The sequence below is a fragment of the Mesorhizobium sp. P5_C1 genome, assembly GCF_054049815.1.
In genome coordinates this window covers 1-1,049 of sequence record NZ_JBFULQ010001081.1, presented here as the reverse complement: position 1 = coordinate 1,049, position 1,049 = coordinate 1, and the positions used below count along the sequence as shown (strand labels likewise).

Annotated in this window: 2 protein-coding genes; both read right to left on the bottom strand. The window is 60.3% G+C overall.

What is annotated here, in order from left to right; all coding sequences use genetic code 11:
- Positions 1–243: 243 nt before the first annotated feature.
- Positions 244–594, bottom strand: coding sequence for a hypothetical protein (locus ACXJ7R_RS34020; RefSeq protein ID WP_457155617.1), 351 nt, complete (start codon positions 592–594; stop codon positions 244–246).
- Between the two features lie 9 nt (positions 595–603).
- The gene (locus tag ACXJ7R_RS34015; protein WP_457155618.1) at positions 604–831 is read right to left on the bottom strand and encodes a helix-turn-helix domain-containing protein; all 228 of its coding nucleotides are present in this window, start codon (positions 829–831) and stop codon (positions 604–606) included.
- Positions 832–1,049: the final 218 nt, after the last annotated feature.

Below are 1,049 nucleotides of genomic sequence, written 5' to 3'. Positions count from 1 at the left end.
CAGCTCATCGTGCGCGTGTCGGGCCGAGCCTCRGCGACGCTCGTGGCACAACAAACTGCCATCCCGGCAAGAAAGGCGATCGACGGACTTTTCGTGGCCAACACAACGGACTCCCGATCATGGTCCGCAGCATCGCGCGCGAGCTTCGTCCCCGCAAGGGCGCGCTTGACGATTTCAGCGAGTACGCGGCCGGTTCGGTGGGAGGGGCACCTCCGAGGGCAAGGAAGGTTCTGGCGCGCTGGTCTAGGGCTGCGCGTCCGTCGTCTGCGGCGGCGCCGGCCAAACAATATGTTGCCCCTCGAAAAGCAGCACTGTGACGTAGCCCGCAATCGAGGCGACGGTCACGAGTAGAAGCATCGTGGCGATGGAGATACCGCGCCGTCTCGGTCGCGACTTTGGTGGGCGCGCTGGTGCTTCGGTATTCTGGTGCGTTGCTGCTTCGGTACTCGGGATGGGCTCGCTTGGCTGTGGCAAGTGAGCGGGATCAGGATCGGGGAACTTGCGATCGAGCGCGGCCTGCTTCCGACGCGTTTCCTCGTCAAATTGATATTTGCGTGCTCCACGCCAGTTTGCCTGGAACTCTTCTTTTGCCATCGTCCCCAACTAGCCGCCACTATCTATGCCGCCACCCTTCCTCAGCCTCACCCCGGCACCGCCACCATTCTCGGGGATGAACTCGACGCCGGCAGATTCGAGAGCCTTCTCGATCGCAGCCAGGGCATCTTCCGAACCGCCATACTTGCCTGTCTCGAAATTCGAGATCGTGTTGCGGTGAATTCCGGCAGCCTTCGAAAGGTCAGCCAGGGACCAGTTCAACGCCGCTCTAGCCATCCTCACTTGTGCAGGCTTCACAACTCACAATCCTTGTGCTAATTTCACAAGTGTAAGTATCACAACTGAAGGGGAATTCCAAAGCCGAACACGTGTGTTCCGGCGGCCGGCGAAGCTATGCCCGCTGCCTTCCTTGGAAGATTTTCAGGTCGCGTCATTATCGGCGAGATCGCCGACCAAATGGCAGAGGCGTCACGACAGATCGACCGGGATATCGC

Coding starts and splice junctions, on each gene's coding strand:
- ACXJ7R_RS34020 (WP_457155617.1), bottom strand. CDS start 594: ATGGCAAAAGAAGAGTTCCAGGCAAACTGGCGTGGAGCACGCAAATAT.
- ACXJ7R_RS34015 (WP_457155618.1), bottom strand. CDS start 831: ATGGCTAGAGCGGCGTTGAACTGGTCCCTGGCTGACCTTTCGAAGGCT.